The organism is Mangrovibrevibacter kandeliae (genome assembly GCF_024519155.1).
Lineage (GTDB): Bacteria > Pseudomonadota > Alphaproteobacteria > Rhizobiales > Rhizobiaceae > Mangrovibrevibacter > Mangrovibrevibacter kandeliae.
In genome coordinates this window covers 317,103-340,257 of sequence record NZ_JANIFJ010000005.1, presented here as the reverse complement: position 1 = coordinate 340,257, position 23,155 = coordinate 317,103, and the positions used below count along the sequence as shown (strand labels likewise).

At 69.1% G+C, this 23,155-nt stretch carries 26 protein-coding genes; 18 read left to right on the top strand and 8 right to left on the bottom strand.

What is annotated here, in order from left to right; translation table 11 throughout:
- Positions 1-2 precede the first annotated feature (2 nt).
- The 4 genes from NPA30_RS15205 to deoA are packed head-to-tail and all read left to right on the top strand — an operon-like array spanning position 3 to position 3,266.
- Positions 3-398 (top strand): cytidine deaminase, encoded by a 396-nt coding sequence (locus NPA30_RS15205; RefSeq protein ID WP_256803579.1) that lies wholly within the window; start codon positions 3-5, stop codon positions 396-398.
- Positions 395-1,189: a purine-nucleoside phosphorylase gene (locus NPA30_RS15200; protein WP_256803578.1), complete on the top strand. Its 795-nt coding sequence runs from the start codon at positions 395-397 to the stop codon at positions 1,187-1,189. Before NPA30_RS15205 ends, NPA30_RS15200 begins: the two co-directional genes overlap by 4 nt.
- Before the next feature lie 2 nt (positions 1,190-1,191).
- The gene (deoC, locus tag NPA30_RS15195) at positions 1,192-1,950 is read left to right on the top strand and encodes a deoxyribose-phosphate aldolase (protein ID WP_256803622.1); all 759 of its coding nucleotides are present in this window, start codon (positions 1,192-1,194) and stop codon (positions 1,948-1,950) included.
- Between the two features lie 5 nt (positions 1,951-1,955).
- Entirely contained in the window at positions 1,956-3,266 is a 1,311-nt protein-coding gene (deoA, locus tag NPA30_RS15190; protein ID WP_256803621.1) for a thymidine phosphorylase, read from the top strand.
- Positions 3,267-3,276: 10 nt separating this feature from the next.
- Here deoA and NPA30_RS15185 read toward each other — a convergent pair whose 3' ends face one another.
- From NPA30_RS15185 to NPA30_RS15165, 5 genes are all read right to left on the bottom strand, one after another.
- Positions 3,277-3,801, bottom strand: a complete 525-nt coding sequence (locus tag NPA30_RS15185; RefSeq protein ID WP_256803577.1) for a retropepsin-like aspartic protease family protein — start codon at positions 3,799-3,801, stop codon at positions 3,277-3,279.
- 153 nt (positions 3,802-3,954) lie between these two features.
- Positions 3,955-4,584: a uracil phosphoribosyltransferase gene (gene upp, locus NPA30_RS15180; RefSeq protein ID WP_256803576.1), complete on the bottom strand. Its 630-nt coding sequence runs from the start codon at positions 4,582-4,584 to the stop codon at positions 3,955-3,957.
- 37 nt (positions 4,585-4,621) lie between these two features.
- Positions 4,622-5,659 carry an adenosine deaminase gene (locus NPA30_RS15175; protein WP_256803575.1) on the bottom strand — a complete coding sequence of 346 codons (1,038 nt, stop codon included), beginning with the start codon at positions 5,657-5,659 and terminating at the stop codon, positions 4,622-4,624.
- Positions 5,656-6,852, bottom strand: a complete 1,197-nt coding sequence (locus tag NPA30_RS15170) for a phosphopentomutase (RefSeq protein ID WP_256803574.1) — start codon at positions 6,850-6,852, stop codon at positions 5,656-5,658. Before NPA30_RS15170 ends, NPA30_RS15175 begins: the two co-directional genes overlap by 4 nt.
- A 114-nt stretch (positions 6,853-6,966) precedes the next feature.
- Entirely contained in the window at positions 6,967-7,539 is a 573-nt protein-coding gene (locus NPA30_RS15165; protein WP_256803573.1) for a pilus assembly protein N-terminal domain-containing protein, read from the bottom strand.
- 321 nt (positions 7,540-7,860) lie between these two features.
- Here NPA30_RS15165 and NPA30_RS15160 point away from each other — a divergent pair, with 321 nt between their 5' ends.
- The 10 genes from NPA30_RS15160 to NPA30_RS15115 all read left to right on the top strand — a co-directional run bounded on the left by NPA30_RS15160 (position 7,861) and on the right by NPA30_RS15115 (position 17,078).
- The gene (locus NPA30_RS15160) at positions 7,861-8,037 is read left to right on the top strand and encodes a Flp family type IVb pilin (protein ID WP_256803572.1); all 177 of its coding nucleotides are present in this window, start codon (positions 7,861-7,863) and stop codon (positions 8,035-8,037) included.
- 101 nt (positions 8,038-8,138) lie between these two features.
- Positions 8,139-8,330 carry a Flp family type IVb pilin gene (locus NPA30_RS15155; protein WP_256803571.1) on the top strand — a complete coding sequence of 64 codons (192 nt, stop codon included), beginning with the start codon at positions 8,139-8,141 and terminating at the stop codon, positions 8,328-8,330.
- A gap of 85 nt (positions 8,331-8,415) precedes the next feature.
- A complete protein-coding gene (locus NPA30_RS15150) occupies positions 8,416-8,925 on the top strand; it encodes an A24 family peptidase (protein ID WP_256803570.1) in 510 nt (169 codons plus the stop codon).
- A 131-nt stretch (positions 8,926-9,056) separates the two neighbouring features.
- The gene (gene cpaB / locus NPA30_RS15145) at positions 9,057-9,890 is read left to right on the top strand and encodes a Flp pilus assembly protein CpaB (protein ID WP_256803568.1); all 834 of its coding nucleotides are present in this window, start codon (positions 9,057-9,059) and stop codon (positions 9,888-9,890) included.
- An 11-nt stretch (positions 9,891-9,901) separates the two neighbouring features.
- Positions 9,902-11,488, top strand: a complete 1,587-nt coding sequence (locus NPA30_RS15140; RefSeq protein ID WP_256803567.1) for a type II and III secretion system protein family protein — start codon at positions 9,902-9,904, stop codon at positions 11,486-11,488.
- A gap of 26 nt (positions 11,489-11,514) precedes the next feature.
- The gene (locus tag NPA30_RS15135; protein ID WP_256803566.1) at positions 11,515-12,228 is read left to right on the top strand and encodes a CpaD family pilus assembly protein; all 714 of its coding nucleotides are present in this window, start codon (positions 11,515-11,517) and stop codon (positions 12,226-12,228) included.
- A gap of 5 nt (positions 12,229-12,233) precedes the next feature.
- Entirely contained in the window at positions 12,234-13,520 is a 1,287-nt protein-coding gene (locus NPA30_RS15130; protein WP_372338824.1) for an AAA family ATPase, read from the top strand.
- A 30-nt stretch (positions 13,521-13,550) separates the two neighbouring features.
- The gene (locus NPA30_RS15125) at positions 13,551-15,056 is read left to right on the top strand and encodes a CpaF family protein (protein ID WP_256803565.1); all 1,506 of its coding nucleotides are present in this window, start codon (positions 13,551-13,553) and stop codon (positions 15,054-15,056) included.
- A complete protein-coding gene (locus NPA30_RS15120) occupies positions 15,053-16,066 on the top strand; it encodes a type II secretion system F family protein (RefSeq protein ID WP_372338829.1) in 1,014 nt (337 codons plus the stop codon). Before NPA30_RS15125 ends, NPA30_RS15120 begins: the two co-directional genes overlap by 4 nt.
- Before the next feature lie 55 nt (positions 16,067-16,121).
- Positions 16,122-17,078, top strand: a complete 957-nt coding sequence (locus NPA30_RS15115; RefSeq protein ID WP_256803619.1) for a type II secretion system F family protein — start codon at positions 16,122-16,124, stop codon at positions 17,076-17,078.
- An 87-nt stretch (positions 17,079-17,165) separates the two neighbouring features.
- On the opposite strand, the gene NPA30_RS15110 is transcribed toward NPA30_RS15115, so the two are convergent.
- A complete protein-coding gene (locus NPA30_RS15110) occupies positions 17,166-17,984 on the bottom strand; it encodes a tetratricopeptide repeat protein (protein WP_256803563.1) in 819 nt (272 codons plus the stop codon).
- A 141-nt stretch (positions 17,985-18,125) separates the two neighbouring features.
- Here NPA30_RS15110 and NPA30_RS15105 point away from each other — a divergent pair, with 141 nt between their 5' ends.
- The 3 genes from NPA30_RS15105 to NPA30_RS15095 all read left to right on the top strand — a co-directional run bounded on the left by NPA30_RS15105 (position 18,126) and on the right by NPA30_RS15095 (position 20,792).
- A complete protein-coding gene (locus tag NPA30_RS15105; protein ID WP_256803562.1) occupies positions 18,126-19,520 on the top strand; it encodes a leucyl aminopeptidase family protein in 1,395 nt (464 codons plus the stop codon).
- A gap of 64 nt (positions 19,521-19,584) precedes the next feature.
- Positions 19,585-19,935 (top strand): MarR family transcriptional regulator, encoded by a 351-nt coding sequence (locus NPA30_RS15100; RefSeq protein WP_256803561.1) that lies wholly within the window; start codon positions 19,585-19,587, stop codon positions 19,933-19,935.
- The gene (locus NPA30_RS15095; RefSeq protein ID WP_256803560.1) at positions 19,932-20,792 is read left to right on the top strand and encodes a C40 family peptidase; all 861 of its coding nucleotides are present in this window, start codon (positions 19,932-19,934) and stop codon (positions 20,790-20,792) included. Before NPA30_RS15100 ends, NPA30_RS15095 begins: the two co-directional genes overlap by 4 nt.
- Before the next feature lie 150 nt (positions 20,793-20,942).
- On the opposite strand, the gene NPA30_RS15090 is transcribed toward NPA30_RS15095, so the two are convergent.
- Positions 20,943-21,857, bottom strand: a complete 915-nt coding sequence (locus tag NPA30_RS15090; protein ID WP_256803559.1) for a LysR substrate-binding domain-containing protein — start codon at positions 21,855-21,857, stop codon at positions 20,943-20,945.
- A gap of 74 nt (positions 21,858-21,931) precedes the next feature.
- Here NPA30_RS15090 and NPA30_RS15085 point away from each other — a divergent pair, with 74 nt between their 5' ends.
- Positions 21,932-22,204, top strand: a complete 273-nt coding sequence (locus tag NPA30_RS15085) for a hypothetical protein (RefSeq protein ID WP_256803558.1) — start codon at positions 21,932-21,934, stop codon at positions 22,202-22,204.
- Positions 22,205-22,210: 6 nt separating this feature from the next.
- Here the strand turns inward: NPA30_RS15085 and NPA30_RS15080 are convergent, their stop codons facing one another.
- On the bottom strand, positions 22,211-23,152 hold the full coding sequence (locus tag NPA30_RS15080) for a 2-hydroxyacid dehydrogenase (protein WP_256803557.1): 942 nt from the start codon (positions 23,150-23,152) through the stop codon (positions 22,211-22,213).
- Positions 23,153-23,155: the final 3 nt, after the last annotated feature.

The window sequence follows — 23,155 nt, the reverse complement described above, 5'->3', positions numbered from 1 at the left end:
TGATGGCCGAGGACCTCTTCGTCCGCGCCCGGTCGGCGATGCGCAAGGCGCACGCGCCCTACTCGAAGTTTCCCGTCGGCGCGGCTCTGCGCACCCGCGACGGACGGATCTACGCCGGCTGCAACGTCGAGGTGGTCAGCTTCCCCGAAGGCTGGTGCGCCGAGACGACGGCGATCTCGCAGATGGTGATGGACGGTGGCGGCGAGATCGCCGAGATCGCCGTGGTCGCCGAGAAGCTGTCGCAGTGCTCGCCTTGCGGCGGCTGCCGGCAGCGCATCGCCGAATTCGGCTGGCCAGAGACCCGCATCCACCTGTGCGATGCGGAAGGCGGCGTGAGGACCACGCTGACGCTGGACGAGATGCTGCCCCGCTCCTTCCCGACCGAGGCGCTGTCGTGACCCCGGCCGCAACCTTCGTGCGCGAACGGCTTGCCGGGCGCACGCCGCGCATCGCACTGATCCTCGGCTCCGGCCTCGGCGCGCTGGCCGGCGAGGCGCTGGAGCCGATCCGCATCCCGTACGCGATGATTCCGGGCTTTCCGGAGAGCGGCGTCTCCGGCCATGCGGGCGAGCTGGTCTGTGGCCGGCTGGCGGGCGTCGAGGTGCTGATCCTGTCGGGGCGCATCCATTACTACGAGCACGGCGACCCGGCGGCGATGAAGCCGGTGATCGAGGCGCTCGCCGACCTCGGCGTCGAGAGCCTGGTGCTGACCAACTCGGCCGGCTCGCTGCGCGAGGATCTTGCGCCCGGCTCGGTGATGCTGATCGAGGATCACATCAACTTCCTCGGTCTCAGTCCGCTGATCGGCGAGAGCGGCGACAAGCGCTTCGTCGACATGACGGCGGCCTACGATCCCGAGCTGCGGAAGGCGATGCTGGCCGCGGCCGAGCGGGCCGGCGTGGCGCTGGGGCGGGGCGTCTACATGTTCTTCGCCGGACCGTCCTTCGAGACGCCGGCCGAAATCCGCATGGCCAGGGTCATGGGCGCCGATGCGGTCGGCATGTCGACCGTACCGGAGGCGATCCTCGCGCGCTATTTCGGCCTGCGCCTCGCCGGCTGCTCGATCATGACGAACTATGCCGCCGGGATGACGGAGGCCGGCCTCTCGCACGAGGAGACCAAGGCGATGGCGCCGAAGGGCGGCGAGACGCTGGCGAAGATCCTGAAAGCCGCCCTGCCGGAGTTCTGATGATGGCGGACATGGACGACCGAGCGGTCGCGCGGGCGCTGATCGCCTGCCTCGACCTCACCAACCTCAACGACGACTGCACCGAGGCGGATGTCGCCGCCCTGTGCGAGCGGGCCGTGACGCCCGAGGGCAAGGTCGCGGCGATCTGCATCTGGCCGCGTTTCGTCGCGTTTGCCAAGCCTCGGCTCGATTCGGCAATCCGCATCGCGACGGTCGTCAATTTCCCGCATGGCGGTGACGACGTCGAGGCGACCAAGCGCGAAACCCACGCTGCCGTGGCGGACGGCGCCGACGAGATCGACCTCGTCATCGCCTACCGCCGCCTGCGCGACGTCGACTTCGTCGAGGCGCAGGTGCGTGAGGTGAAGGCGGCAGCCGGTACCGCCCGGCTGAAGACGATCCTCGAGACTGGCGAGATCGGCGACCCCATGCTGATCCGCCACGCGGCCGAGGCGGCTCTGCGCGGGGGCGCCGACTTCCTCAAGACATCCACCGGCAAGACGCGCATCAGTGCGACTCCGGAGGCGGCGACGGTCCTTCTCGAGGCGATCGCCGGGCACGGCGGCACCGTCGGCTTCAAGCCGGCCGGCGGCATCAAGACCTTCGAGGACGCCAGGGGCTACCGGGACCTTGCCGAGCGGATCTGCGGCGCGGGCTGGGCGATCCCGGAGCGCTTCCGGATCGGAGCCTCCGGCGTCCTCACCGATCTCCTCGCCGTCGCCTCCGGCGCTGCGCGAGACGGGACCAGGGCGGGATACTGACGATGTTGCTGCCGCAGGAACTGGTGCGCGCCAAGCGCGACGGCGGGACGCTGGATGCCGGCGACATCAAGGCCTTCATTGCCGGCTTCGAGGGCGAACGCGTCACCGAGGGGCAGGTGGCCGCCTTCGCGATGGCGGTGTTCTTCCGCGGCATGGAACGGGCCGAGACCGTCGCCCTGACCGAGGCCATGCGCGATTCCGGCGACGTCCTCGACTGGTCGGGCTTAGACCGGCCGATCGTCGACAAGCACTCGACCGGAGGCGTCGGCGACAACGTCTCCCTCATGCTGGCGCCGATCGTGGCGGCCTGCGGCGGCGCGGTGCCGATGATCTCCGGGCGCGGCCTCGGACACACCGGCGGCACGCTCGACAAGATGGAAGCGATCCCCGGCTACAGCGTCTCGCCGGACAACCAACTCTTCCGCAAGACCGTGGCGGAGGTCGGCTGCGCCATCATCGGCCAGACCGGCCGGCTCGCACCCGCTGACAAGCGCTTCTATGGCATCCGCGACGTGACGGCGACGGTGGAATCGATCCCGCTGATCACCGCATCGATCCTGTCGAAGAAGCTCGCCGCCGGCCTGCAGGGTCTCGTCCTCGATGTGAAGACGGGCTCCGGCGCCTTCATGGCGCGCGAGGACGATGCGCGGGCGCTGGCAAAGAGCCTCGTCGAGGTCGCCAACGGCGCAGGGCTGAAGACGACGGCGCTCCTCACCGACATGAACCAGCCGCTCGCCTCGGCCGCAGGCAACGCCGTCGAGGTGCGCAACGCCGTCGAGTTCCTGACCGGCACCCGGCAGGACCCGCGTCTCCTCGACGTGACGCTTGGGCTTGCAGGCGAAATGCTGGCGCTTGCCGGCCTCGCCGCGTCGCCGGAGGCCGGGATCGCGGAAGCGTGCCGAGCGCTGGACGACGGCCGCGCCGCGACGGTGTTCGCCCGCATGGTCGCTGCGCTCGGCGGGCCGGCAGACTTCGTCGAGCGGATGGATGCCCATCTGCCGGTCGCGCCCGTCACGATCGAGGTGCGCGCGGCGCAGGCGGGCGTCATCGCCGAGGTCGACACGCGGGGCCTCGGGCTCTCGGTCGTCGCGCTCGGCGGCGGCCGGACACGGCCACAGGACCCCGTCGACCACGCGGTGGGACTGACCGACCTTGCAGCGCTCGGCGCGACGGTCGATGCCGGCGCGCCCCTCGCGCGGGTGCATGCCCGCACGCGCGAAGCCGCCGAGGCGGCGGCCGGGCAGGTGCAGGCAGCCTATCGCCTGGGCGACGGATCGGCGGCGGCCGGCGCCGCGGTGCTTGACCGGTACACGTGAGCGCCGCGTGTCACTGCTCGAGATCGAGCGTGCCGTCGTTCACCTGATAGCTGCGCAACTGGCTGAGGAAGCTCATGCCGAGCAACGTCGTGCCGAGCGCATCGTCGTGGGTCACCATCGCCTTCACGTCGCGCACCTCGATCCGCCCGATCGCGATCCGGTCGATCCGGGCAAGCGCCACCTTCGCCTCCCCGTTGGCGGTCCTCGCGGCGTGGACGAAGTCGGCCGGGGCCAGGCGGATGCCGAGCCGGCGGGCGGTCGTCTCGTTGATCGCGACATAGGTCGCGCCCGTATCGACCAGAACCTCCGCGGAAACGCCGTTCATCCGCGCGGTCGCTCGGAAGTGGCCATCGGGTCCGGCCTGCAGGCGTGCCTTCCGGCCGGAGATGGGCAGCGATGCTTGCAGGGGCTCGGGCTTCGGCTCGATGCGCTCGACCGCGTTGTTCTCGACGCCGGTCCGGTACCGGTCGAAGAGCGACGGCATGGCAAGCGCCACCAGCGAGGCAAAGACACCGATGATTGCGATCTTGTACATCCGCTTCCTCCGTCCGGCGATCCTTAAGCGGATCAGACGAGGAGGACGTTAAGGCTCGGGGACGCCCGCGCAGGTGCAGCCGTGCATCCGCCGGCAGGGTTAAGCAGGCCTTGCTGAACGGTGCGCAGAGGTCAGGACGATGCCGCGCGGCGCTTACTTGGTGCCGTACATGCGATCGCCCGCGTCACCAAGGCCGGGGACGATGTAGCCCTTCTCGTTGAGATGGCTGTCGATCGCTGCCGTGAAGACCGGCACATCGGGGAGGGCGGCGGTGAAGCGGGCGATGCCTTCGGGTGCGGCGAGGAGGCACAGGAAGCGGATCTGCCTTGCGCCGCGCTCCTTCAGCTTCTGGATCGCCGCGATCGCCGAGTTGCCGGTCGCCAGCATCGGATCGACGACGATCACCAGCCGGTTCTCCAGATCCTCCGGCGCCTTGAAGTAGTACTCGACCGGCTGCAGCGTCTCGTGATCGCGATAGACGCCGATATGGGCGACGCGCGCGGCCGGCACGAGGTCGAGCATGCCTTCGAGGAGCCCGTTGCCGGCGCGCAGGATCGAGGCGAAGACGAGCTTCTTGCCCTCCAGGATCGGCGCCTCCATGGCTGTCAGCGGCGTCTCGATCCGCCTGGTGGTGAGGTCGAGGTTGCGCGTGACCTCGTAGCAGAGGAGCGTCGAGATCTCCCGCAGGAGGCGGCGGAAGCTCGCCGTCGACGTCTCCTTGTCGCGCATGATCGTCAGCTTGTGCTGAATGAGCGGGTGATCGATGACGGTGACGCCGTCCATGCGCGCAGCCTTTCCGCGGATTTTCTCGTGGCTCTTCTTAAGCTGGCGCGGCCGGAGCGCCAAGCCGCAGGGCCGCCAGCTGGAGCCTGTCGAGCAGTTGCCGCCGGGTCGCCGCGTCGACGAAGGCGGCCTCGATCGCGGTGCGTGTCAGGCCGACGAGCTCCGCTTCGCTGAATCCCTGTTCGGCTGCCAGCCGATATTCGTTGGCGAGGCTGGTGGCGAAGAAGGGCGGATCGTCGGCATTGACCGTCACTTTCGCGCCGGCCTGGTGCAGCGCTCGCAGCGGATGGGCGGCGAGATCGGGATAGAGACCGAGCGCGAGGTTGGAGCCCGGGCAGACCTCCAGCACGATGCCGGCCTCGACGATCCGCGAGACGAGGTCGGGGCTCTCGGCGGCGCGCACGCCGTGCCCGAGCCGCTCGGGCCGCAGAGCGTCCAGCGTCTCGGCGACCGCCTCGTGCGCGCATAATTCACCGGCGTGCGCGGTGAGGCCAAGACCGGCGTCGCGGGCGATGTCGAAGGCGCGGGCGAAATCGCGTGGCCGCCCCTGCCGCTCGTCGCCGGCCAGGCCGAAGCCGGTAACGAGGGGATGCGCGCACCGCGCGGCGAACTCGGCCGCTGTCTCGACGACCTCGGCACCGAGATGGCGCACCCCGACCACGATCATGCGCGACACGATGCCGGACTGCGCTTCGGCCTGCCGCATGCCCTCGGCGAGGCCGGCGACGTAGGCCTTCGCGTCGAGCCCGGCGGCGCGGGCGTGGTCGGGCGAGACGAAGATCTCGGCGTACAACGTGCCGCAGGCGGACAGGCGAGCGAGATGGTCGCCGGCCAGTAGGGCGAAGTCCTCCTCGGTGCGGAACGCCGTGGACACCCGGTCATACCCGGCGAGGAAGCTGGTGAAGTCGTGCCAGCGATAGTTCTCGGCCTCGAGGATGTCGGAGAGATCGATGCCGTAGCGCTCGGCTTGGCGGATGGCCAGCGCCGGCATCGCGGCGCCCTCGATGTGGCAGTGCAATTCGGCCTTCGGCAGCCAGCGCAGCCGATCGCCGTCGGCGGGGGCGCTGCCTCTCACAGGAAGCTCCGGCCGTGCCGGCCGGGCGCCAGGCCCAGATGCGCGGCGATCGTTTCGCCGATGTCGGCGAAGCTGTCGCGACGGCCGATCGACCGGGTGCGGATCTGCGGCCCGAAGCCGAGGATCGGGACCCGCTCGCGCGTGTGGTCGCTGCCCGTCCAGGAGGGGTCGCAACCATGGTCCGCGGTGATCACGGCGAGGTCGTCGGCCCGCAGCCGGCGCTCGAGTTCGGGCAGCCGCCGGTCGAACGCCTCGAGCGCCGCGGCATAGCCTGCGATATCGCGCCGATGGCCGTAGAGCGTGTCGAAGTCGACGAAGTTGGCGAAGACGAGATCGCCGTCGCCCGTGTCGTCGAGGGCGCCCAGCATGGCGTCGAACAGCGCCATGTTGCCGTCGCCCTTGCGCACCTCGTCGATGCCCTGGTGGGCGAAGATGTCGCCGATCTTGCCGATGGCGACGACGCGGTGGCCGCTCGCCTGGACGCGGTCGAGCAGGGTCGGCTCGACCGGTGGCACGGCATAATCGCGTCGGTTCGCGGTGCGGCGGAAGTCGGCGGCGGTGGTGCCGACGAAGGGGCGGGCGATGACCCGGCCGATGTTCAGCGGATCGACGTGTCGCCGCGCGATGGCGCAGAGCGCATAGAGCCGCTCGAGCCCGAACCCCTCCTCGTGCGCGGCGATCTGCAGGACGCTGTCGGCGGAGGTGTAGAAGATGGGCTTGCCGGTGGCGATGCTGTCCTCGCCGAGTTCGGCGATGATCTGCGTGCCCGAGGCGTGGCGGTCGCCGAGGATGCCGGGAATGCCGCTGTCGTCGACGATCTGGTCGATCAGCGCGGCGGGGAAGGTGGGAACGGTGCGAGGGAAATACCCCCAGTCGAACGGCACCGGCACGCCGGCGATCTCCCAGTGGCCGGAGGGCGTGTCCTTGCCCTTCGAGCGCTCGCCGGCCGAGCCGAAGAAGCCGCAGCCCTCGCCCGGAGATCCGTCGAGGCCGGCCGCGAGCGGCAGGCCCAGCCGATCGAGATTGGGAAGTGCGAGGGGCCCGGAGCGTCCGCCAGGACGGTCGGCCTCGCCGCGGGCGCAGGACGCCCGGATGTGGCCGTAGGTGTCGGATCCTTCGTCGCCATAGGCCGCGGCATCGGCTGCACCGCCGATCCCGAACGAATCCATGACCATGAGGATTGCCCGCGCCATCGCCTCACCCGTGCTGCACGCCGGCCGGTGCCGAGGCTGCATGTGCCGGTTACCCTAAGCCGACGAACCGAGAAGGCAATGGACGCGCTGCGCCGACCCGGACGGCGTCTGGCGTCAGTGGCCGCCGGTGGCGAGCTGCTGGTGGGAGGTGAACTGCCCGCTCGCGGCGGTGAAGCTGTCGCTGTTGTCGCCGACGGTCACCGTGGGTTCGCACTCGGGCGCGCAGGCATAGGTGGAGCGCTCCGCCTGACGGAACACCCGGACGGTGCCGTCTTCACTGCTCTTCACGGTGACGTTCGTCTCCAGGATTGGATCGCCGTCGTTGTCGAGGATGATCAGATTGGTGACGCCGTAGGAGCGGCCGGTCAGGATTAGGGTCTGGGAGTCGTGGACGGTCGCGTCGACGATGGCCGGGTTGCCGATGATGATCGAGGCCGCCGGACGTGCGACTTTCAGAAGCTTGGCATGATCCAGGCTCACCATCATGCCGCGTCCCCGGGTCGTCTCGACCGAGGCGAAGACCGAGCCGCCGGCGGAGGCGGTGCCGACGTCGTCCGCCGGGACTTCGATGAGGTCGGCCGCACCGGCATCGGCGATCGCGAGCGCGAGCGGCAGAAGCGAGAGAAGGGCGGTGCGGCAGAACAGGCTCGGCATGAAACTCGTCTCGGTGATGGCGATGCCCGACAATGACATCCGTTTGGTGAAGCGGCAGTTAATTCGCCGAGCTGATCGGTAACCTTGCTACAGCCGCCCCGGGACCGGTTGAGAGCGATCGTAAAGCTCTCTAAGCACTTTGTGGAAAGGCCCTGCGGCGCCTTGCGGGGCGGGCTCCGGCCTGTCGCCGCGACAAGTTCAGCTCAAAATTTACTCAAGTATCTCCCGTTTTCGAAAGCATTGGATAAGCGTGTTCGTTAAGTGGATCGAAATGTCCGAGGGCTAGTCTGGGTTCAACCGATCGGCGGAAAGCTGACGGGAATGCTGTTGCAAACGGTCTCAGGAGTCCGAACAATGTCCAAGCTCTATTCTCGCTTCGTCAAGAACGAGTCCGGCGCCACCGCCATCGAATACGGCCTGATCGCCGCCCTGATCGCGGTCGGCATCATCGCCGGCGCGTCGCTGCTCGGCAGCAACCTCAGCTCCAAGTTCTCGGCGATCGCCACCAAGATCGGCACGACCGTTCCGTAATCGGCCGGCACGACCGAACGCCTTCGGGTGCAGCCCTCGGGCTGCATCCTCCTGTCCGTGCGGACAGGCACCGCCCCGATCGCCATCATGCGAGCAACGCGATGACGCATTTCACGCCGCTGTGGAAGCTCAAGAGATTCTGCGGGGCCCGCTCCGGTGCCACCGCCATCGAATACGCGCTGATCGCCGGGCTGATTGCCGTCGGCCTGATCGGCGGCGCGGCCACGCTCGGTACTGATCTCGGACTGAAATACACCGCCATCGCGGGACTGTTCACCGCCGGGGTCGAATAAGCGCCGGCCATTCGAGCCTGCCTGCCGCGGCGTTCACGCCGGCCGAACCGTCACCGCCACTCGCCGATCCGACCGTGAGGACCGCGTGACCCTCGCCCAACTGCTCCTCCTCGTCTTTCCGCTGCTGATGCTGTACGCGGCGGTTTCCGACCTCCTGTCGATGACGATCCCCAACTGGCTCTCGCTCGTCCTCATCGCGGCCTTCGGCGCCTTTGCGGTGGCGGCGGGTGTGCCTCTGGCGGCGCTGGGCGCCCACGCGCTGGTCGCGGCGCTCTGCCTGATCGTCACCTTCGGCTTCTTTGCGGCCGGCTGGATGGGGGGCGGGGACGCCAAGCTGATCACCGCGACGGCGATCTGGTTCGGACCTTCGCCGGAAATGGCGCAGTACGTCACCTATGCCGCGATCTACGGCGGTGTCCTCACCTTGATGCTGATCGCGCTGCGTGCGGTGTTCAAGCCGACCTTCGGCGTCGCCTCCCTCGACCGCCTGCTCGATCGCGCAACCGGCGTCCCCTACGGCGTGGCGCTCGGGGCCGCGGGCCTGGTGACCTTTGCCGGCAGCTACGGCCCGCAGCTCTGGGGCGCGGCCGTTTAGCGATGCGCAAGGAGTCCTAACGGTTTTCGACCGGCGGAACCGGACCGAGAGAATTCGTTAACCATGCATTGAGGATTTTCCGGCGATAACCATCCCAGCCCGCACGTGTGTCGATCTGCTGGGGATTGGAAATGAGACTTGCTCGCCTCGCCGTCATGGGAGTTGCCGTCGTCGCGGCCGTGGCTGCCGGCACGGTCGCGCTCAACCTCAGCTCCACCGAGCAGCCCGAAAGCGTGATCATCAGCGCGGCGCCGGTGGAACCGCCGATCCGGCTGACCGACGTCCTGGTAACGACCAAGGAAATCCCGATGGGCGGCCTCATCGACGGGGCGCTCGACTGGCAGTCCTGGCCGGCCGATAACGTCGCCTCGAGCTTCATCCTGAAGAGCCAGCGGCCGAACGCGATCACGGAACTCAAGGGCTCCCTCGCACGCCAGTCGTTCTTCCCGAGCGAGCCGGTGCGTGAATCAAAGCTCGTGAAGTCCGACCACGGGTTCATGTCCGCGATCCTGCCGGCCGGCTCGCGCGCGGTCGCCGTGCAGATTTCGGCCGACACCTCGGCCGGCGGCTTCATCCTGCCCAACGACCACGTCGACATGATCATGGCCCGCCGGCGTGCGACCGACGCGAGCGCCGGCACCGGCGGCGCGACGCAGTACGACACCGAGACCATCCTCCACAACCTGCGCGTCCTCGCGATCGACCAGACGATCGAGGAGAAGGACGGCGAGAAGGTGGTGGTCGGGTCCACCGCGACGCTGGAAGTGACGCCCGAACAGGCCGAGGCGGTGACGGTCGCCCAGCAGATGGCGGACCGCCTCGTGCTGTCGCTGCGCTCGCTCTCGGACTCGGTGCCCGGCGGCAGCGGCTACACCGCCTCGATGCTGCAGGACGACCAGTCCCGCAACGCCAAGATCCGCATCGTCCGGTTCGGCCTGACGAGCGACATCACCACCAAGAAGTGACGAGAGCGATCATGACCTGCGTCCGGACTCTCCGCCAGCGCCTGCTCGCCACCGCCCTCGGTGCGCTCACGGCAATCGGGCCCTGCCTCGCCAGCCTGCCGGCCGCGGCAGCCGGGGACGACAGCGTCATCAGCGTCAGCCGTCCGCATCAGACGATCACGCTCGGCCTCGACAAGTCGAAGGTGATCGACCTGCCGCGGGACGCGCACGACATCCTGGTCGCCAATCCCGCCGTCGCCGATGCGATCACCCGCACGTCGCGGCGCATCTACATCTTCGGCAAGCAGATCGGCCAGACGAACATCTTCGTCTTCGACGGGCAGGGCCACGAGGTCGCCGTGCTGGACCTGCGCATCGAGCGCGACATCCACGGTCTCGAAGACACCATACGCAAGTACATCCCGAACTCCGAGGTGAACGCCGAACTCCTCAACGACAACGTCGTCCTGACCGGCGCGGTGGAGACGCCGCAGGACGCCGCGCGCGCCGTGCGGCTGGCCGAGATCTACGTGACCGGCGGCGAGGCGACCACCAGCCAGTACATCAAGAGCGCCAGCGGCTCGGCCGGCAGCGGCGGCAGCGACGTCTCGCAGGCCTCGGAAGAGCGCCAGAAGAGCCAGATCGTCAACCTCCTGCAGATCCGCGGCGAAGATCAGGTCACGCTCAAGGTGACGGTCGCCGAGGTGCAGCGCTCGGTGGTCAAGCAGCTCGGCCTCGACGGCACGATCCAGAGCACCATCGACGGCATCGCCTTCGGCGCGGTCAGCGACAGCCCCTTCGGCCTCGGCAAGGCGATGTCGTCGGCCGGCGCGAACATCGCCGGCTCGATCGGCAGCTCCGACATCAGCGGTCAGCTGACGGCGCTGGAGCAGGCCGGCGTGATGCGCACGCTGGCCGAACCGAGCCTCACCGCCATCTCGGGCGAGAGCGCGAGCTTCAAGGTTGGCGGCGAGTTCCAGATCGCGGACGGCAAGTCGGAGACGCCCGAGACGCGCACCCCGATCCTCAACGCCGCCGGCAACATCGTCGGCTACGACACGACGCCGGCGACGGTGGACTACCCGCACCGCACCATCGACTACGGCATCGGCCTCGATTTCACCCCGGTCGTGCTGTCGCCGGGACGCATCAGCCTGAAGATCCGCACCAGCGTCTCCGAGCCGACCTTCGAGTCGCCGTTCTCCATCCCGCGCGGCTCGCTCGCCGCCGGCGTCAACCTCATCGGCATCCGCAAGCGCCTCGCCGACACCAGCGTCGAACTGCCCTCCGGCGGCTCGCTGGTGATCGCCGGCCTGGTGCGCGACGAGGCGCGTCAGGTGATTTCGGGGCTGCCGGGCCTGGCCAAGGTGCCGATCCTCGGCACGCTGTTCCGCAGCCGCGACTTCCAGCACTACGAGACCGAGCTCGTCGTCATCGTCACGCCCTATCTGGTGCGGCCCGTGGCACGCCAGGATCTCGCCCGTCCCGACGATGGCCTGAACTTCACGAGCGACGGCTCGGCCAACTTCCTCGGCAAGATCAATCGCGTCTACGGCGCGATGGAGACCAAGCTGCCGCCCGGCCGGTACCACGGCGTGGTCGGCTACATCTACAAATGACCGACGCAAGGAGAGGGACCGTGTCCATGCCCGCCCGCCTGGGCCACACTTCCAGGCCCCGCCGCCTGCGTCGCCTGCCGGCCGGTGCCGTTCTGGCGGCCGCACTGCTCGCCGGTTGCGCCGACCGGCACAGCGTCGACGTCGGCGCCGTTCCCGACGACTATCGCACCCGCCATCCGATCGTCGTGTCGGAGGCCGAGACCGCGATCGAGCTGCCGGTGGTCTCGTCGGAGCACCGCCTGCCCGAGTCGGCGCGGGCCCGCGTGGAAGAATTCGCCGGCCGGTTCAAGACCGCCGGCGCCTCGGTCATCCGCGTGATGCTGCCGTCCGGCTCGCTCAACGAGGCGGCGGCCGGCATCGCCTCCAAGGAGGTCGTGACCATCCTGCGCCGACAGGGCATCGCCAACGACCGCATCCTGCTTCAGCCCTACGAGGCCGGCGGTCTTTCCGGGCCGGCGCCAATCCGTCTCTCGTTCAACGCGCTGGCCGCGCGGACCGCGCCGTGCGGCCGCTGGCCGGAGGATCTCGGCGACACGAGCGAGAACAAGAACTACTTCAACTTCGGCTGCGCCTCGCAGCAGAACCTCGCCGCCCAGATCGTCGATCCGCGCGACCTTCTCGGGCCGCGCGCCTCCACCGGCATCGATGCCGAGCGGCGCACCAACATGCTCGACAAGTATCGCACCGGCGCCGCGACGGCGTCGGCCAAGCCCCCAACCGATCTCGACTACGACTGGTGAGCGCGATGGCCAACAGCAGCACGGAAGCGATGGCGTTCGCGGATCCGGCCGGCGGCATGGACGGCGAGACGCCCGAGGGCATGGAGCTCGCCCGGGCCATCCCGCGCATCTCGATCCAGGCCTTCTGCGAGACCGAAAGCGTCGCCGGGCCGATCGAGAAGTGCGGCCAGGACCGGCGCATGGCCAAGGCGCACATGCGCGTCCACATGGGCGGCATCCGCGCGGCCATCGAGCACTACACGAACGCGCCGACGCCGAACCTCGTGATCCTCGAGTCCCGCTTCGCGCCGGCCGAACTCGTCGAGGAGCTCGAGGGGCTCGCCGAAGTCTGCGATCCCGGCTCCAAGGTCGTGATCATCGGCCACTACAACGACGTGAACCTGTACCGCGACCTGATCCGCCGCGGCATCTCCGAATACATGGTGGCGCCCGTCGGCATGGCCGACGTGATGGGGATCGTCACCGACCTCTTCGTCTCGCCGGACGCCGCGCGGCTCGGCCGCTCGATCGCCTTCATCGGCGCCAAGGGCGGCGTCGGGTCCTCCACGATCGCCCACAACGTCTCGTGGTCGATCTCGAAGCTCTTCGCCACCGACGTGGTGCTCGCCGATCTCGACCTCGCCTTCGGCACCGCCAACATCAATTTCGACCAGGATCCGGCACAGGGCATCGCCGAGGCCGTCTACTCGGCCGACCGGATGGACGACGTCTTCCTCGATCGCCTCCTCGCACGGTGCTCCGACCACCTGTCGCTGCTCGCGGCCCCTTCGATCCTCGACCGCACGTACGACTTCGCGTCCGACGCCTTCAACGACCTGATCGATACCGCCCAGCGCGGCGCGCCGGTGGTGTCGCTCGACGTGCCGCACATCTGGACGGACTGGACCCGCACCGTGCTCGGGCGTGCGGACGAAATCGTCATCACCGCGACCCTCGACCTCGCCAACCTGCGCAACACCAAGAACCTCGTCGACACGCTGCGGCGGCACCGTCCGAACGATCGCCTGCCACGGCTCGTGCTCAACCAGCTGGCGATGCCCAAGCGGCCCGAGATCTCGCCCGAGGAGTTCGTGGAGCCCCTCGGACTCGAGCCGGTGGCGCTGATCCAGTTCGATCCGCACGTCTTCGGCATGGCCGCCAACAACGGTCGCATGATCGCCGAGACCGACGCCAAACATCCCGCCGTCGAAGCGTTCCAGCAGATCGCGCACGTGCTCACCGGCCGCGTCACCGCCAAGCGGCCGAAGAAGGCTTCGCCCCTGCAATTTTTCGGCCGCCTGCGTGGCAGGTAAGGCCGGCGTGTTCACGAGGATCGTCTAGCCATGTTCGGCAAGCGCGGCAAAGAGGGCGCAAGGCCCGAAGCTCCGGCGAGCGAGCCGGCGAAGCCGGTCGTCAGCGCACCGCCGATGTCGGCGGCGATGCCCGTCAGCTCGGCTCCCCCGGTGCTGGAAGACAGCCGTGGCGCAGGCCTCGGCCGCACGGCCCCGGCCGCGACCCCCGCGCCGGTCGCGCCGCCGCGCGCCCCGATGAAGGCAAAGTCCGAAACCTTCTATACGACGAAGACCGAGGTGTTCGCGGCGCTGATCGACACGATCGATCTCTCCCAGCTCGCCCGGCTGGCGCCGGAGAGCGCGCGCGAGGAAATCCGCGACATCGTCAACGACATCATCGCGATCAAGAACGTCGCGATGTCCATCTCCGAGCAGGAGGAACTGCTCGAGGAGATCTGCAACGACGTGCTCGGCTACGGCCCGCTCGAGCCGCTGCTGGCCCGCGACGACATCGCCGACATCATGGTCAACGGCTCGCGCCAGACCTTCATCGAAGTCGGCGGCAAGGTGCAGGAATCGAAGGTCCGGTTCCAGGACAACCAGCAGCTCCTCAACATCTGCCAGCGCATCGTCAGCCAGGTCGGCCGGCGCGTCGACGAATCCTCGCCGATCTGCGACGCGCGCCTTCCGGATGGCTCGCGCGTCAACGTCATCGTGCCGCCGCTTTCCATCGACGGTCCGGCACTGACCATCCGAAAGTTCAAGAAGGACAAGCTGACCCTCGATCAGCTCGTCAAGTTCGGGGCGATCACGCCGGAGGGCGCCGCGATCCTCCAGATCATCGGCCGGGTGCGCTGCAACGTCGTCATCTCCGGCGGCACCGGCTCGGGCAAGACGACGCTGCTCAACTGCCTCACCCGCTACATCGACGAGGACGAGCGGATCATCACCTGCGAGGACTCGGCCGAGCTGCAGCTGCAGCAGCCGCACGTGGTCCGCCTCGAGACCCGCCCGCCGAACATCGAGGGCGAGGGCGAGATCACCATGCGCGACCTCGTCAGGAACTGCCTGCGCATGCGGCCCGAGCGGATCATCGTCGGCGAGGTGCGCGGTCCGGAGGTGTTCGACCTCCTGCAGGCGATGAACACCGGCCACGACGGCTCGATGGGCACGATCCACGCCAACTCGCCGCGCGAGTGCCTGAAGCGCATGGAATCGATGATCGCCATGGGCGGCTTCACCCTTCCGGCCCAGACGGTGCGCGAGATCATCGTCGGCTCGGTGGACGTCATCATCCAGGCGGCGCGCCTGCGCGACGGCTCGCGCCGCATCACCCACGTCACCGAGGTGGTGGGCATGGAAGGCGACGTCATCACCACCCAGGACCTCTTCGTCTACGACATCCTCGGCGAGGACGCGAACGGCAAGATCGTCGGCCGCCACCGCTCCACCGGCATCGGCCGGCCCGTCTTCTGGGACCGCGCCCGCTACTTCGGCGAGGAGCAGCGCCTTGCCACCGCCCTCGACGCCTCCGAGATGAAGGGCGAGGGCATCTGATGAGCCCGACCCTTGCCATCGTCCTCTTCGTCGCGCTCACGACGCTCGCCGTGGCGGCATTCGCCTATGCGTTGCTCGAGCCGCGGATTTCGCAGGAGCGACGGGCGGGCACGCGCCTGAAGCAGTACAAGACGGCCGAGACCGACAGCCTGTCGAAGGGCGTCGCGCGCGATCGCGTGCAGGAGGCGGCCCGGCGGCGGCGCAACATCCAGTCCTCGCTGAAGGAGATCGAGACCCGTCAGCGCGAGCGCGACAAGCACGTGTCCAATCCTTCGCTGGCGCGGCGGCTGGAGCAGGCCGGCCTGCCGATCACCGTGCGCGCCTACGTGGTGTGGAGCATCGTGTCCGGCTTCGTCTGCCTGCTCTTCGGACTGCTGTTTCAGCCGTCGCTGCTCGTCGCGCTCGGCCTCGGCGTGATCGGAGGGCTCGGCCTGCCCCGCTGGTACATCAACCGGCGCGCCAAGCGCCGCAAGAACAAGTTCATCACCGAGTTCCCGAACGCCATCGACCTGATCGTCCGCGGCATCAAGGCCGGCCTGCCGCTGAACGACTGTCTGCGCATGCTCGCCCAGGAGACGCCGGAGCCGGTTCGCGGCGAGTTCGTGAAGATCGTGGAGGCGCAGCAGGTCGGCATGACGACGGCGCAGGCGGTGGAACGGCTCTACCAGAACGTGCCGCTGGCGGAGACCAACTTCTTCTCCATCGTCATCACCATCCAGTCGCAGGCCGGCGGCAATCTGTCCGAGGCGCTGAGCAACCTGTCGAAGGTGCTGCGCGAGCGCAAGAAGATGAAGGCCAAGATCCAGGCCGTCTCGATGGAGGCGAAGGCCTCAGGCGGCATCATCGGTTCGCTGCCGGTGGTGGTGGCGCTGCTCGTCTACGTCACCACGCCCGACTACATCACGCTTCTGTTCACCAACTCGATCGGCAACATGATCCTCGCCGCGTCGGCGATATGGATGTCGATCGGTGTTCTCGTGATGAAGCAGATGATCAACTTCGACTTCTAGGTCGGCGGGCGGCGCAAGGAGGAGCACCACGGTGGACAGCCTGTTCGGCATACCGATGACCACGCTGCTCGGCGTGCTCGTCGCCGTCGCGACCTTCGCCGCGCTGATGACGGTCGCCCTGCCGCTGCTCGCCCGCAACGAGCTCAAGGGCCGGATGAAGGCCGTGGCGCTCGAGCGCGACGAGGTGCGGGCGCGCGAGCGCGCCCGCCTCAGCGCCGAAAAGGATCGCGGCGGCTCGCTGCGCGAACGCGAACAGCGGGGCGTGGCCGCTGCCGTCGTCGAGCGGCTCGACCTGAAGAAGGCGCTCGCCGACGACAGGACGGTGCAGAAGCTGCGCACGGCCGGCTATCGCGGAAAGCGGCCGCTGACGCTGTTCCTGTTCCTGCGTGCGCTCCTGCCGATCGTCTTCTTCGTGCTCGCCGCAGCCTATGTCTTCGGCATCGGCATCATGGCCGAACGCCCGTTCTTCGTTCGCCTCGTGATCTGCCTGATCGTGGCCTATATCGGCTTCTATGCGCCGATCTTCTACGTCTCCAACAAGGCAGCCAAGCGCAAGAAGTCGATCAACCGGGCCTGGCCGGACGCGCTCGACCTGCTGCTGATCTGCGTCGAGTCGGGCATCAGCATCGAGGCGGGATTTCGCCGCGTCGCCGACGAGATCGGCATCCAGTCGGTGCCGCTCGCCGAGGAGCTGGTGCTCCTCAACGCCGAACTCTCCTACCTGACCGATCGCAAGCAGGCCTACGAGAATCTGGTGATGCGCACCGATCTCGACGGCGTGCGGTCGGTCTCGACGGCGCTGATCCAGGCCGAGCGCTACGGCACCCCTCTCGGCACCGTCCTGCGCACGCTCGCGCAGGAGGACCGCGACATCCGCATGAACATGGCCGAGAAGAAGGCCGCGGCGCTGCCGCCGAAGCTGACCGTGCCGATGATCCTGTTCTTCCTGCCGGTGCTGTTCGCGGTGATCATCGGGCCGGCGGTGATCCAGGCGATGGGCATCGCGCACTGAGACGCCGGCGCCCGCCCGGGGCGGAGGACCTCCGGCACCGGTCGACGCCGTGTGCGAGGCGACGGGCGCGAGGGTCGGCGACGGGGGTCAGGACTTCGGCTTGTCGCCGTCCTTCAGCATCGACCAGGTGTTCTGCTGTGCCAGCATCTGCCGGAGATAGGCGACGTTCGCGGTGGCCTGGTCCGCCGGAAGCTCGGCCGAGGCAATCTTCTCGGCTTCGTCGAACCGCCCCTGCAGTCCGACGCACAGCGCAAGGTTCTGCCGGATGCGGCTGTCGGCGCCGGGCTGCTGCGCGGCCTGCCGGAGGGTCGCCTCGGCCTGCTTGAGGTCGCGCGCCAGGAGGTAGGACATGCCGAGATTGGACAGCACCGACGGCTCGTTCGGCTGGATGTCGAGCGCCTTGCGGTAGAGCACCCGCGCTTCGTCCGGCTTGCCGATCTGGTCGAGGATGGCCCCTTCCGCCGACAGCAGGCGCCAGTCGGGATAGTCCGGCGTCTGGGCGCGATGGATCGCATCCAGCGCCTTATCGAAATTTCCGGAGGCGGCGAGCGCCTTGCCATAGGCGGCGAGCACCTCCCGGTCCTTCGGGAAGGCGATCGCCATCTGCTGCATCACCGCCAGAGACTGGTCGTTGCGGCCGGTCATCTGGAGGGCGGCTGCGTAGGAGAGACCGACGGTCTTGTCCTTCGGGTTCTTATCGTAGGCGGCACCGTAGCGCCGCACCACGCCGTTGAGCTCGGCGCTGCTCATGCTGGCGAGCGCCGCCCCGGTCACCGGGCGGCTGATGGAGCCGGTGGTGAGCTTCGAGGTCGAACTGCACGCGGCGAGGGCGGCAATCGCGCAGAACGCCGGAACGAGGAGTGCCTTCCGCTGCCGGCAGGCCGGCTTATAATACGACGAGGGCAAAGGCGATCTCCTGTCCGGCCGTGCTGACGCATCCCTGTCTTTGGACGCGCCGTCGCCGGACCCTAGGTCGTTAACCCTGCCTGAAGATTGACTCGGGTGGCGCGGCGCTGATCCGGCCGCCGAGGACGTGAAGGACATCCCATGCATCATCGCCTGCTGCCTCCCGACCATGCGGGAGCCCTGCCTGTCTGGCCCGTCGCGGCGCGAGCCCTGGAGGCGGCGCCGCAGGCCGCCCGGGACTGGGCGGCGCTCGTCGGCTTCAAGGCGGGAGCCGGCGAACTCCTGCCCGTGCCCGGGGCCGAAGGGAGCCTCGCCGGCGCGTTGCTCGGGCTCGGCGGCGAAGAGGGTGGCGCGCGCGGCGATGCGCCGATGCGCTCCCTCCTCGTCGGAGCGCTCGCCGGGTTGCCGGCGGGCGACTGGCGGCTCGCGGCGCAGGAGGGACTCGATCCGGCACTCGCGGCGCAGGCCTTCCTGATCGGCGGCTATCGCTTCGAGCGCTACCGCAAGCCGCAGGACGGCGAGGGGCCGCGGCTCGTCGTTCCCGACGGCGTTGACCCGGACGAGGCGGTCGCGGTGGCCGAGGCCGTCGCGCTCGCCCGCGATCTCATCAACACGCCGACCAACGACATGGGACCGGACGGCATCGAGGCCGCCGCCCGCGCCCTCGCGACCGAGTTCGGGGCCGAAATGCGCAGTGTCGTCGGCGACGACCTCCTGTCGCAGAACTTCCCGATGATCCACGCCGTCGGCCGGGCCAGCGCCGTCGCACCGCGGCTGATCGACCTGACCTGGGGCGCCTCCGACGCGCCCAAGCTGACCCTCGTCGGCAAGGGCGTCGCCTTCGACACCGGCGGCCTCGACATCAAGCCGGCATCGGCGATGCTCCTGATGAAGAAGGACATGGGCGGTGCGGCCAACGTGCTCGCGCTGGCCCGCCTCGTGATGGCCCGCCGGCTCGGCGTGCGGCTGCGCGTGCTGGTGCCCGCGGTCGAGAACTCGATCTCGGGCGCGGCCTTCCGCCCCGGCGACGTGCTGAGGAGCCGCAAGGGCAAAACGGTGGAGATCGGCAACACCGATGCGGAGGGACGGCTCGTTCTCGCCGACGCGCTGGCGCTCGCCGACGAGGAGGCACCGGAGCTGCTGATCGACATGGCGACCCTGACCGGCGCGGCGCGCGTCGCGCTCGGTCCGGACCTGCCGCCCTTCTACACCGACGACGACGCCTTCGCCGCCGCGCTGTCAGAAGCCGCTTCGCAGGTCGCCGATCCCGTCTGGCGCCTGCCGCTCTGGTCGCCCTACGCCGGCAATCTCGCCTCGAAGGTCGCCGACATCAACAACGTCACGAGCGACGGCTTCGCCGGCTCGATCACCGCCGCCCTGTTCCTCCAGGGCTTCGTCGAGCAGGCGAAGACCTGGGCGCATTTCGACATCTACGGCTGGCGGCCGAAGGCGGGCCCGTACGGTCCCGTCGGGGGCGAGGCGCAGGCGATCCGTGCGCTCCATGCGCTCGTCGCCGCGAAATACCCTAGTCGCTGACTTGGCGACGGCTCTGCTCGACTCTAGCTTTCGGTTCGCAGGCGAAACGAGGCTGAGTCGGGCGGTGGGGTTTGAACTGAGACCGGCGCAGGCGCTGCGCCTCCTGCATCGAACTTCGCTCAGCCAGGCCCGAAGTCAGGCTCCCGATCTCACCTTGCGCCAGACGGCGATCCTCTTGACGATCTATCTGGAGCCGCCGCCGCACACGGTGCGCGGCCTGGCCGCAAGGCTGAACGTGACGAAGCCGGTGATCACCCGGGCGCTCGACACGCTCGGCCGCATGGACCTCATCGAGCGACGCCGCGACGACGCCGACAAGCGGAGCGTGCTGGTCCGGCGAACCCCGGCGGGCAGCCTCTACGTCGCCCGGATGGCCGACCAGTTCGTCGAAGAGGCGGGGGCTCTCGCGTCGTGACTCTCAATCCGCGTCTGAACGCGTTCCGCGATGATCTCGCCGACGCCCGGCTGGAGGGCCAGGTGGCAGCCGCGCGTTTCGTCGCCGGCCGGCCAGCCAGGGTGACGGCGGCCGTCGCGCCGCTGCGGCGCCAGCCGCGTGCGGATGCGCCGCTCGACACCGAGGCGCTGCACGGCGAGGCGGTGTCGGTCTTCGAGGAGGATCGCGAGGGCTGGGCCTGGGTGCAACTCGCAGCGGACGGCTATGTCGGCTACCTGCCAACCGGCGCGCTCGGCCAAGCCGACCCGGTGCCGACGCATGTCGTGATCGCACCGCGCACGCTGGTCTTCCCCGGCCCCGACATCAAGCGACCGCCGCTCGGCGACGTGCCGATGGGCGCGGCGGTGCGCGTCGTCGGCGAGGCAGAGGACCACAATGCCCGCTATGCCCTCGTCGAGCCGGCGGGTGCGATCGTGATCCAGCATCTGGCGCCGATCGGCCAGCGCTCGCCGGATTATGTCGCAGTCGCCGAACGCTTCCTCGGCGTGCCCTATCTGTGGGGCGGCAAGACGGCGAGCGGCATCGACTGCTCCGGCCTCGTCCAGATCGCCTGCGCCATGGCGGGCATCGCCGCGCCCCGCGACAGCTCCGTGCAGGAGCGCGAAGTCGGCACCCGCTTGGCGGGCGTCGAGGCGCTGCAGCGCGGCGATCTGGTGTTCTGGCCCGGACATGTCGGAATCATGCTGGATGGCGAGCGGCTGCTGCACGCCAACGCCCATCACATGATGACCGCCATCGAGCCGCTGGCCGAAGCCATTGCCCGGATCGCCGCGAAGGGCGCGCCGGTGACCGGGGTCCGACGGCTCGCTGTCGGCTGAAGATCCATGGCTTCGGCGTCCCTGCGGTCCCGCGACCGCCCCACGGGCCTAGACCGGACGAGCCGATGTGCGAGGACGGGCGCCCGAGCCGGTCGAACACCGTCCCGTCCTGGCGAAAGTGGGTGAACGAGTGCTGCCCGACTGGCCGGTTCAGGCGGGTGCGCCGTGCACCGGCCGCGCCGGATCCACCGCGGCGAGCAGCCAATCCCGGAAGGCGCGGATCTTCGGCAGGTTGCGGCGTCCCTCCGGATAGCAGAGCCAGTAGAAGCGGGCCTCCTCCGCCATCGCGGCAAAGGGCTGGATCAGCGCGCCGGAGTCGAGCTCGGTCCGGTGGAAGGTCGGCGTGAGAATGGCGACACCCGATCCGCCAATCGCCGCCCGCGCCTCCAGATGCTGGTCGCCCATGCGCGACGAAGGCCAGCGGTGCGGATCGAAGCCGACGACCCCGCAGCGCTCGAACCAGAGCCGCCACCACGGGTCCTCCGGATCGATCAACGGATAGCGCATCAGGTCCGCGGCGTTCGTCGGCAACCCCAGCCGCTCGACCAGCGGCCTGCCGAGCATCGGCGTGAACTCCACGGGAAACAGCCGGTGCGCGATCAGGCCCGGCCACTGGCCGTCGCCGGAGCGGATCGCGGCATCGATGTCCTCGCGCTTGAAGTCGGCAACGCGCCGCGTCGGGTCGATGCGCGTCGCCATGTGCGGATGGTGCAGTTGGAAGCTGCCGATCCGCGGCGCCAGCCAGTTGGCGGCAAAGGTGGGGATTACGCTGAGCGACAGGACGTCGCCGGCACTGCCGCTCGCGGCCGCGAAGACCCCCGCCAGCCGATCCAGCGCCTCGGTCGTCGCCGGTGCCAGAAGCTGGCCCGTCGGTGACAGCTCGACCGCGCGTGGCCGGCGCAGGAAGAGCGGCGTCCCCACACGCTCCTCCAGCACCTTGATCTGATAGCTCACGGCCGCCTGGGTCATGCCCAGCTCGGCCGCGGCCCGGGTGAAGCTCAAGTGCCGTGCGGCCGCCTCAAAGACGCGGATCGCCGCGAGCGGCGGCAGGTCGCGACCGGTCATGCATCAATCCTCCTTATGCAGGATGATCGAGCTTTCGTTGGAAGACAAGCGGCCGCAGGCGCAGATGAAGGGGCATGAACCAATTGGAGCGCGGAGCGGAAAACGCCGCGATACAGGTAATGTCGCTTCTCTATTTCGCGCGGAGTAACCGCGTCGCCGTCTTTGTCGACCGGCTGAAACGCGTGTTGCGCAGCGCTGGCGCCAGGCGAGCGCGCATCAATCCCATTGATCCGTCGACGCTTCCGGCTCAGCGTCTTCGCGACCTCGGCCTGCTCGACGGGAAAGGCGGCACGAGCGATGAGAATCGCCGCGGTTGCGGGACGGCCGCTTATCGCGACCTGCTCTGATCGGCGTCAGTACCCGGCGCTACGATCGACCAGATGGCGCAGCGGATCGCCGCGGTCGTGCGCGTCCATCTGGGCGACCATCAGCGGCAGCAGCGCCTCGGGGTCGGAGACCGCCGCGGCGTGCGGCGTGACGAAAACCCGCGGGTGCGCCCAGAGCGGGCTGTCCTGTGGAAGGGGTTCGGTCGCGAAGACATCGAGCGAGGCTTCCATCAGGGTGCCGGCATCCAGCGCGGCGAGGATGTCGGCCTCCACCTGCAGGCCGCCCCGGCCGGCATTGATCAGCACCGGGCCGCCGAGCGGCGTCACCGACTTCATCTTCGACAGGAACGCGGCGTCGACGATGCCGGCGGTCTCGGCCGTGAGCGGCAGCAGCACGACGACGATGTCGCTCAGCGCGAGAAACCGGGTGAGGCCCTCGGCGCCGTGGAACGTCTCGACACCGCCGACGGTGCGCGGGCTGCGCGTCCAGCCGGCCAGCCGGAAGCCGAGTGCGCCGAGCTTGTCCGCCGCGTCGCGGCCGAGTTCGCCAAGGCCGAGAATGCCGACGGTGACGGCGCCCGCCGCCGGCTGGGAGCGCTCGTGCCAGAGGCGTTTGCCCTGCTGCTCGCGATAGACGCGGCCCTGCCGCAGATGGTCGAGCACCCGCCAGACGACGAATTCCGTCATGCGCTGGGTGAGGTCCTCGGCGACGACCCGCACGATCGGCACGTCCGGCAGATCCGGATCGCGCAGGAGGTGATCGACCCCGGCGCCGAGCGAGAAGATGGCCTTGAGGCCGGGCAGGCCGAGGAGGGCACGGGGCGGCTGCTTCCAGACGATCGCATAGTCGACTGCGGCGTCGTCGCTTCCGCTCCGTTCGGTGATGACGGAGCGTTCGGGCGCCACGCGCCGCAGGATGTCGAGCCAACGGCCGGGATCGAAGCCGGTGGCGCTGAACAGGATCGTCATGGA

What these genes read in the sequence shown, in the direction of transcription:
- NPA30_RS15125 (WP_256803565.1), top strand. Translation starts at nt 13,551, where the DNA reads ATGTTCGGCAAGCGCGGCAAAGAGGGCGCAAGGCCCGAAGCTCCGGCG.
- NPA30_RS15080 (WP_256803557.1), bottom strand. Translation starts at nt 23,152, where the DNA reads ATGACGATCCTGTTCAGCGCCACCGGCTTCGATCCCGGCCGTTGGCTC.
- NPA30_RS15135 (WP_256803566.1), top strand. Translation starts at nt 11,515, where the DNA reads ATGCCCGCCCGCCTGGGCCACACTTCCAGGCCCCGCCGCCTGCGTCGC.
- deoC (WP_256803622.1), top strand. Translation starts at nt 1,192, where the DNA reads ATGGCGGACATGGACGACCGAGCGGTCGCGCGGGCGCTGATCGCCTGC.
- upp (WP_256803576.1), bottom strand. Translation starts at nt 4,584, where the DNA reads ATGGACGGCGTCACCGTCATCGATCACCCGCTCATTCAGCACAAGCTG.
- NPA30_RS15090 (WP_256803559.1), bottom strand. Translation starts at nt 21,857, where the DNA reads ATGACCGGTCGCGACCTGCCGCCGCTCGCGGCGATCCGCGTCTTTGAG.
- NPA30_RS15185 (WP_256803577.1), bottom strand. Translation starts at nt 3,801, where the DNA reads ATGTACAAGATCGCAATCATCGGTGTCTTTGCCTCGCTGGTGGCGCTT.
- NPA30_RS15155 (WP_256803571.1), top strand. Translation starts at nt 8,139, where the DNA reads ATGACGCATTTCACGCCGCTGTGGAAGCTCAAGAGATTCTGCGGGGCC.
- NPA30_RS15160 (WP_256803572.1), top strand. Translation starts at nt 7,861, where the DNA reads ATGTCCAAGCTCTATTCTCGCTTCGTCAAGAACGAGTCCGGCGCCACC.
- NPA30_RS15105 (WP_256803562.1), top strand. Translation starts at nt 18,126, where the DNA reads ATGCATCATCGCCTGCTGCCTCCCGACCATGCGGGAGCCCTGCCTGTC.
- NPA30_RS15130 (WP_372338824.1), top strand. Translation starts at nt 12,234, where the DNA reads ATGGCCAACAGCAGCACGGAAGCGATGGCGTTCGCGGATCCGGCCGGC.
- NPA30_RS15115 (WP_256803619.1), top strand. Translation starts at nt 16,122, where the DNA reads ATGACCACGCTGCTCGGCGTGCTCGTCGCCGTCGCGACCTTCGCCGCG.
- NPA30_RS15140 (WP_256803567.1), top strand. Translation starts at nt 9,902, where the DNA reads ATGACCTGCGTCCGGACTCTCCGCCAGCGCCTGCTCGCCACCGCCCTC.
- NPA30_RS15085 (WP_256803558.1), top strand. Translation starts at nt 21,932, where the DNA reads ATGAACCAATTGGAGCGCGGAGCGGAAAACGCCGCGATACAGGTAATG.
- cpaB (WP_256803568.1), top strand. Translation starts at nt 9,057, where the DNA reads ATGAGACTTGCTCGCCTCGCCGTCATGGGAGTTGCCGTCGTCGCGGCC.
- NPA30_RS15205 (WP_256803579.1), top strand. Translation starts at nt 3, where the DNA reads ATGGCCGAGGACCTCTTCGTCCGCGCCCGGTCGGCGATGCGCAAGGCG.
- NPA30_RS15170 (WP_256803574.1), bottom strand. Translation starts at nt 6,852, where the DNA reads ATGGCGCGGGCAATCCTCATGGTCATGGATTCGTTCGGGATCGGCGGT.